A 7,696-nucleotide genomic window follows, 5' to 3' on the forward strand; every position below is an offset into this window, starting at 1 on the left:
GCTATCGGGTTTGTATAGTTATGTGTCCTACCTTAAAGCGTCACAGCAAGATGCGTCACGTTATGAGCTGGCCCTGTGGCGCAAAGCGGTACAGCCGCTGTCGATCGCGGTGATGATGCTGTTGGCGCTGAGTTTTGTCTTTGGCCCTTTGCGAAGTGTCACCATGGGTGCGCGGGTGCTATCAGGGGTGATTTTTGGCTTTGGCTTTTATATCGCCAACGAAGTCTTTGGGCCGATGAGTTTGGTGTATCATCTCCCTCCGGCCATTGGTGCTATCACTCCAAGTGTCATTTTTCTGGTGATCACCTTGCTGTTACTGAGACGTAAGCTGTAGTGCTGAAAGTAAACGCTTAGCGACAAGGTAAGGTGATGACATCAGTGCTTTGGCAAATCAATCGCGAGCGTGAAGAGATTAAAAAAGGGCCGATAACATATCGGCCCTTAGTTTATTTGATCATTCTCTAAGTGTGGTTTAGAAGCTGTAGCTCATACCTAAACGAACATCGCGCCCAGGCTCAGGCATGCTATTGCCGCTGCTTAAGGTAAACGAGCTATGCTCGCTGTATTCTTTGTCGAGCAGGTTATTGACCGCGAGTGAAACAGTAAGCCCCTGATACGCTGCTGGCTGCCACTGTGCGCGTACATCATGAACCATGTAACCAGGTTTCTCGTGTTTACCTTCTGGCACATCGGTCAGCCTTTCCACTCCGGTAAGGGTATAGCCTAAGCTCACATCGGTATCGACTAGCTGATATTGCGTATCCCACACCCAAGTGTTACCGACTGACGCGCCAATTGCCATGGCGTCGCCCAAAGGATCGCCATTTTCATCTTCCATGTCGACGTAGCTATAGCTCAGTCGGGTATCGAGCTGCTTGAGCGCCCAGTTAACACTGGCTTCGACACCTTGGCTCGTCACATCATCCTCTAGATTGTAAAGGTAGTGTGGGTCACTACCGCGATCATACGCCTGGTAGTTTTCTATTTGAGTATTAAAGCCGGTGACTGCAAAACTCAGGATGTCTTGTTCGGCTAGCATCCCATAACCTTGCCATTCAACACCGATTTCAGCTTGTTTAGCGTGCTCGGGCTTTAAGCCTTTTTCCACATCAACGGCACCACCGATCAACAATACTTCGCGGGTTTTGGCACCGCGCACGGCTTCGCCGTAGCCAGCATGAAGACGGAGGTTATCAGTGGCTTGATAGCTCAGTTGTAGGTTCGGTGATACTTTACTGCCATYGATCTCGCCTGCTTGACCATAATCGGTGTGGTAATCATCAAAACGGGCACCCCAAGCAATGCCAAGGTCGCCGATTGTCATTCTATCTTGCAAGAAAACACCAATGTTTCTGGCTTTGTCTTGGTTGTTAGGACCATTCGCTTCTTTATAGTCGATATTGTCGGTTTTTTGCTCGAACATATCGATGCCAGCGGTGAGGTCATGCTGCAAAGCACCGGTATTGAAACGCATACGATTACGAATATCACCGCCAATATTGCGTGAACGGCTGAATGTCTGGCTCTCAATGCGATCAAGGTCGAGGGTGTTTTGATAGAGCTTGGTGGTCAGTTCAATCCAGTTAGAATCCGGCGCCCAGCGATGTTGGAAAGAGAAGGTTTCGCGCTCGGTTTCTTGATAGCTCTGTGACTGACGGCTGAATTCAGGCATGTGCGCACGGATAAAGTAATCGCCCTCATCCGTCCGACGTTCGGCGCTAACACGAACATCATGATCACCGTGCTCAAGAAGCGAAAGCTTGACCAAGTAGCTTCGCTGTTGGCTGGCAGTAGCAGGTTGTAAATCACCACCACCGTGACGATAGTCGTCACTATTGCGACCTTTCATGTAGGCAAGAATGCCCAGTGATTCGCCAAGGCGACCATACACAGCGGAACTGCCCGAGGTCGCATTTGCCGCGCTTTCGTGGCCGGCGGAAAAACGGGCACCGATATCTTGCCCTGCGCGAAGCATGTCTTGCGCATCTTTGGTTTCAAAGCGGACGCTACCTCCTAATGCGCCAGGGCCACTATCAGCGCTAGCAGGTCCGGATTCTACGCCAACACGTTTGAGCAATTCAGGCTCAATATTTAAACGCCCTTGGTGATGGAACAGGTAGCCACCTTGAGCCGCACCATCAACGGTAATGTTGAGGTTGGTATCTTCAACACCGCGCAGATAGACCTTTTGTCCGGTGCCAACCCCGCCGCCGACGTTAATGCTGGCGGTATCGCGGAACATGTCTTCTAGATCTTGTGCCTGACGTGCTTCAAGCGCTTCGGCATTAACCGCTATTTTGCCTTGTAGGCTGTCAGCGGTGACAGTCACTGTCTCGACCGGCTTTGGGTCTTGAGCATGAGCGGGCAGACTGAGCGTTCCCGCGGCGATAAGAGCAAGGGTGAGCGGTCTTAAACGTAAATGCATGTCATACTCCTATGCAAATAGTTCTCATTTGATTGTGGGGGCGGAACTATATCAAGGCGAGATCAAAATAACCAATAAAATCACATTAAAAATGCGTACTGTTACGATTATCATCTGCCTATGTTGCTAAATGGATAGACTATGTGACGTGTTTGTTTTTAATAAGAAAATAGAGAGGCAATCAGAAAGCTAATGCAGATGCTATGCGGTGGAAACGGACGAGAAAAGAATGAAGACGGAAAATAAGAGGGCCAGCAATCATGCCGGCCCACGCAAAAGAATACGTCTTTTAACGTTAATCTTTTTTAGATTGAGGCGCATCTAGGTATTCAAACGCCTTAACCACGCCTTCTACACCGCGAATATTGCGCGCTATCTCAACCGCTTGGTCCGCTTGTGATTGGGTGACGGCGCCCATTAAAAACACTTCGCGGGCTTCAGTGACCACCTTGATATTTACCGCGCGTAACTGGTCATCGGCGACAAAGGCTGCTTTGACGCGGGTCGTTAGCCAGCTATCCGTACTGATATCGGCCAAGCCAACCATTGGCGTTTCACGGACTTCGTTATAGACAACATCGACGTTATCCAGGGCTCGGACCCGTTCAACCAGTTGCTGGGTGAGGGCCTGGTCGGTGCTTTGCCCGACTAACAGAACTTGCCCTTGAAACGATGCCGCTTTAACGCGAAGCTTATTTTTGAACGGGGCTTTGTTCACGATCCCGGCGGTATTGAGACCAATTTGGGTATCGTGCCACTCTTCTCCGGTCGTACGAGGATCGGAGGAATAAATGGCGGAACACGCTTGCAGCGTCAGTGCCAATATCAAGGTCATAATAACGCGCATGAATTATTCTCCGTGAGAAGGAAAGAGGACTTGGTCAATCAGGTCACACAAGCAATGGACAGTGAGCAGGTGTCCTTCTTGAATGCGCGCGGTACGTTGCGAGGGAATACGGACTTCGACATCACGCTGGCCAAGCAACCCGGCCATTTCGCCGCCGTCTTTCCCGGTTAACGCAATAATGGTCATATCACGGGTCACGGCAGCTTCCATCGCTTTGATGATGTCTTTACTGTTGCCGCTGGTGGATATGGCCAGAAGCACATCGCCCGCTTGCCCTAGCGCTCGTACTTGCTTGGAGAAGACTTCATCGTGGCTGTAGTCGTTGGCCACTGCGGTTAAGGTGGTAGTGTCTGTGGTGAGCGCCAAAGCCGGTAAGCTGGGACGCTCAGTCTCAAAGCGATTTAACAGGCAAGACGCAAAATGCTGGGCATTCGCGGCGGAACCGCCATTACCACAACACAAGATTTTGTTGCCGTTAAGTAGGCTTTGCACCATTACTTGTGCCGATTGTGATAGATACTCGGGAATCGCTTCTGCGGCCGCGATTTGGGTTTGAATACTTTCGGTAAAGCTCTCTTTAATGCTCTCTAGCATGACTTACCCTTGAACAATGTTTTGAATCCAGTTGACCGCCTCAACGCTGCCATCAAAGGTGACAGCGTCAAAGCGAAATTCGGTTTGCATACTTTTGATGCCGCGGCATTGCATCCAACGCTCAGCGGCGAGAATTAAACGACGTTGTTTGGTGGCGGTAATGCTCGCCGCCGCGCCACCAAAGCCGTGCCCGCGCCGGAAACGCACCTCGACAAACACCAAGCAACTGCCATCGCGCATCACAAGATCAATCTCGCCGCGACGACTATGGGCGTTTTTATCGAGCAGACTCAGCCCGTGGCGCATCAGGTATTGGCAAGCGTGTGTTTCGTAAGCCTGTCCTGTTGCTCTGGACTGAGGCTGTTTCACTGCGCCTCTCCGCGAGATTCCGTCTCAATAGGCTCAATGGCGGTTTGACCAAATCGCGCCCAGTCTAGCTGACGGTGGATAATACACTGATCGGCGAGTGAGAGTTGCCCCGTTTGACCATTTAGCTGATAACCCGGCTGGGCTTGCATTTGTGGTAGCCCCTTCAGCAGCTGGTAGGCATCCATTCCCAAGGCATGTAAGCGCGTGGTGTTGTTACTTGGTGATGGATGACGCTGTTGATAGCTTTTATACGCATCGCTTTGGGCGTGCACTAATAAAGGAATATCACTGAATTCGATGCCTTCAAGCTCGGCTAATTGGCCCATGCCATCGGCGCGGTTATTGCTACGCGAGCTTGCATAGAGTTTAGGCGGCAAGACATCGGGATTAATCGCGACCTCAATAAAGGGTTTTAATAAGGTCAGCTCAGCGGCACCGGCCACCATATAAACGGCGTCGATATCGCGACGGCTACGGGCTTGCGATTGTAAGGGTAAGTCGGTGAGTTTTTTCAGTTGTGAAATGCGACGCTGACTGGCGTCTAAACCAAAGATATCACGAATGCGTGCTTGCATTTTATCACGATCACCGAGAGGCGCTTGCTCAACGTCTGTATCGGTGAGTGACTGCCAGCGGGCGGAAAATGCATCACGGATCCGTTGACCAAAGGCGGAGTCAGGATAGAGTACTAAGGGGAACTGGTACCCCTGCTGGTGAAGACGGTCGGCGGCTTGCGCGGCTTCTTGTTCGGGTGACAAGGTGAAGTAGCACACACCTTGCGTATAATTTTCATCCGTGGGCTGGTTAAGCGCCAATAAAGGCACTTGGCCGGCGAGTGCGTCACTGACTGCGGCGACTTTGTGTTTCTGCAGTGGCCCCACCACGAAGTCGATGCCGTCATCACGGATACGTTGCGTGAGCGCATCGACATCCATGGCGTTGGTATCGTAAAAGCGCACACGAGGGCGTTGATCTGTTTTCGCATCAAGCATGGCTTCAACAAAACCATCACGAATGGCATCCCCTTGATCGGCGAATTTATCCGTCAGTGGTAGCATGACCCCTACATTAGTGGGTTGTGTGATGGTCAGTGCTTGGATATCGGCCAAATTATCCGGTAAATACTGGTTCGCGGGGTGTGTAGGGTGCGACGCCAAGTAGGCATCTAATTGGCTTTGCATCTCGGCCAGRTCGCGGGTGTAGCGGCGCGCGATGTCTAACAAGGTGACCCAACCGGCAAGGATGTCATCATCACTGGATTGAAGCTGTTTGATCTCGCGCTGGTTGAGCGATTGTAAATCTTGCCACAGGGTGTTCCATGCTTGCTGAGCTTGGTCGGATTCAATATAGCTGGCTAACCAGTGCTGATTGTTGACCGCGTCCAGGGCATTGCCTTGCTGACGCGCAATTTTGGCTTTTTGCTGATAGAAGCGGACATATTGTCCCTCGGTGAGCTGCCAATCAGGGGATAAGGCCAACGCTTGATCGGCTTGGGTTAGCTTGCCGGTTTGTGCCAAAAAGCGCCCACGCGCGAGTGTCCATTCAATACGCTGGTCCGTATTAAGATTGCGCTCAGCCAAGCGCTGCAGCAGCACATCCGCTTGGTTCAATTGCTGCTCGTTAATCAGCGCTTTTATCGCCAGTAAAAACCAATCATTTTGCTTTTCACCTTGGCTGGTTTCGGCCTGCAACAAATAAAATGTCGAATTTTCCGTTGCCGGTTGACTGATGACATCACGCGCAGTTGGCGTGGTGGACGGCGCACTACAAGCCGCTAAAGCCAATGCTAAGGCTACAGGGGTAATAAGTCGTGTTACACTTTGACGCTTCTGGGTAAGTTTAACCATGAACATATTTCAACCGTGACAACGTTGCCCCTATCTTAATCGCCGAAGGGTTGTTAAACAAATGACTGATGCAAATCTATCCGACCATGCTCACCCCACGCTGTATATTGTGCCAACACCGATTGGCAATTTGGCTGATATTACCCAGCGTGCTCTTGATGTTTTAGCCAGTGTCGACGTGGTCGCGGCCGAAGATACGCGTCATACGGCTCGGTTGCTATCGCATTTTTCGATTAGTGCGAAAACTTTTGCGTTGCATGAGCACAATGAACAGCAGAAAGCCGCTGCATTGTTAACGCGCCTGCGACAAGGCCAGTCGATTGCATTAGTCTCTGATGCTGGCACCCCCTTGATTAGCGATCCGGGATATCACCTGGTCACTCAATGCCGTGAGGCGGGTGTCAGAGTGGTCCCATTGCCTGGCGCCTGCGCGGTAGTCACCGCATTAAGTGCATCGGGTTTGCCTTCAGACCGTTTTAGTTTTGAAGGGTTCCTGCCTCCTAAGACAAAAGCGCGACAAGATACGTTCCGTGAATTGGCCGATGATCCGCGTACCTTAATTTTCTATGAGTCACCGCACCGTGTTCGTGACAGCTTGGCGGATATGCGCGAGGTACTGGGCGACGCACGTCGCGTGGTGTTGGCGCGCGAACTAACGAAAACCTTTGAAACCATCCATGGGGCACCGTTGGGTGAACTCATTGAGTGGTTGAGTGAGGATCCTAACCGCTTACGCGGAGAAATGGTGTTATTGGTCGCCGGCCATCGCGCGGATAAAACGGCTTTGCCAACCGCGGCGTGTCATGCGCTGGGTCTATTGGCGGCCGAGTTACCGTTAAAAAAAGCAGCCGCGTTAGTCGCGGAATTATATGCGGTGAAAAAAAACGCACTCTATAAATGGGGCCTAGAGAATTTATAGCTGAGCGCGATTTACGCTGGCTTGCGTGAATATTCTTCTATATACTCCCCCGCTCGAGTTGGCCGGGTAATCGCTGCTTTATTGATGTCCTTTGGGAGACTGATAAAGGGGAGGAAAGTCCGGGCTCCTCAGGGCAGGGTGCCAGGTAACGCCTGGGAGGCGCGAGCCTACGACCAGTGCAGCAGAGAGTATACCGCCGATGGCTCTTCGGAGCACAGGTAAGGGTGAAAGGGTGCGGTAAGAGCGCACCGCGCGACTGGCAACAGTTCGTGGCACGGTAAACTCCACCCGGAGCAAGACCAAATAGGTCCCTATTGGCGCGGCCCGCGTTTGGGGACGGGTAGGTTGCTGGAGCCTGTGAGCGATTGCAGGCCTAGACGAATGGTTACCACCGTTTTTACGGTACAGAACCCGGCTTACAGGCCAACTCACCTCCTTTTAGGGCGAGCCTTTTTGGCTCGCCCTCTCTTTTTCAGCGTTTGAGTCAGACGATTTGGTTATAACCGAATGTCATCGGCTTTTTTGTGTATTGATTAAGCCGCTGAAAACCTTCTTTAATCTTCCCAGGTGTGATCTTGCTCACTGTCATGGCTTGCTTGACTTTCTTTTTACCTGCTACGTACACTTCTGGGTGGGAAAATGTGGTGTAAAGTGGATAATCTTGGTGAAAAAGGGAAAATAACGTCATGTTACGT

The 7,696-nt window shown here is 51.4% G+C and carries 8 protein-coding genes and 1 other RNA gene; 3 read left to right on the forward strand and 6 right to left on the reverse strand.

The window, feature by feature from the left end; translation table 11 throughout:
* Positions 1-334 (forward strand): LptF/LptG family permease (locus BZG79_RS08790; RefSeq protein WP_199877668.1); only part of this gene is annotated, 334 nt, incomplete at its 5' end.
* Positions 335-472: 138 nt separating this feature from the next.
* On the opposite strand, the gene BZG79_RS08795 is transcribed toward BZG79_RS08790, so the two are convergent.
* The 5 genes from BZG79_RS08795 to BZG79_RS08815 all read right to left on the reverse strand — a co-directional run bounded on the left by BZG79_RS08795 (position 473) and on the right by BZG79_RS08815 (position 6,082).
* Positions 473-2,425 (reverse strand): TonB-dependent receptor, encoded by a 1,953-nt coding sequence (locus tag BZG79_RS08795; protein WP_077774215.1) that lies wholly within the window; start codon positions 2,423-2,425, stop codon positions 473-475.
* 295 nt (positions 2,426-2,720) lie between these two features.
* Positions 2,721-3,272: a BON domain-containing protein gene (locus BZG79_RS08800; protein ID WP_077576218.1), complete on the reverse strand. Its 552-nt coding sequence runs from the start codon at positions 3,270-3,272 to the stop codon at positions 2,721-2,723.
* A gap of 3 nt (positions 3,273-3,275) precedes the next feature.
* Entirely contained in the window at positions 3,276-3,866 is a 591-nt protein-coding gene (locus tag BZG79_RS08805; RefSeq protein ID WP_021022633.1) for a phosphoheptose isomerase, read from the reverse strand.
* A gap of 3 nt (positions 3,867-3,869) precedes the next feature.
* Positions 3,870-4,235, reverse strand: coding sequence for a YraN family protein (locus tag BZG79_RS08810; protein ID WP_077774216.1), 366 nt, complete (start codon positions 4,233-4,235; stop codon positions 3,870-3,872).
* Complete coding sequence (locus BZG79_RS08815; protein WP_199877669.1) at positions 4,232-6,082, reverse strand: penicillin-binding protein activator; 1,851 nt, start codon at positions 6,080-6,082, stop codon at positions 4,232-4,234. Before BZG79_RS08815 ends, BZG79_RS08810 begins: the two co-directional genes overlap by 4 nt.
* 61 nt (positions 6,083-6,143) lie before the next feature.
* Here BZG79_RS08815 and rsmI point away from each other — a divergent pair, with 61 nt between their 5' ends.
* Positions 6,144-7,001, forward strand: coding sequence for a 16S rRNA (cytidine(1402)-2'-O)-methyltransferase (rsmI, locus tag BZG79_RS08820; protein ID WP_077774218.1), 858 nt, complete (start codon positions 6,144-6,146; stop codon positions 6,999-7,001).
* Between the two features lie 54 nt (positions 7,002-7,055).
* An RNA gene (rnpB, locus tag BZG79_RS08825) (RNase P RNA component class A) lies at positions 7,056-7,436 on the forward strand.
* Positions 7,437-7,485: 49 nt separating this feature from the next.
* Here rnpB and BZG79_RS16550 read toward each other — a convergent pair.
* Positions 7,486-7,696 (reverse strand): hypothetical protein (locus BZG79_RS16550; RefSeq protein WP_206779494.1); only part of this gene is annotated, 211 nt, incomplete at its 5' end.

The organism is Salinivibrio sp. MA427 (assembly GCF_001996115.1).
Lineage (GTDB): Bacteria > Pseudomonadota > Gammaproteobacteria > Enterobacterales > Vibrionaceae > Salinivibrio > Salinivibrio costicola.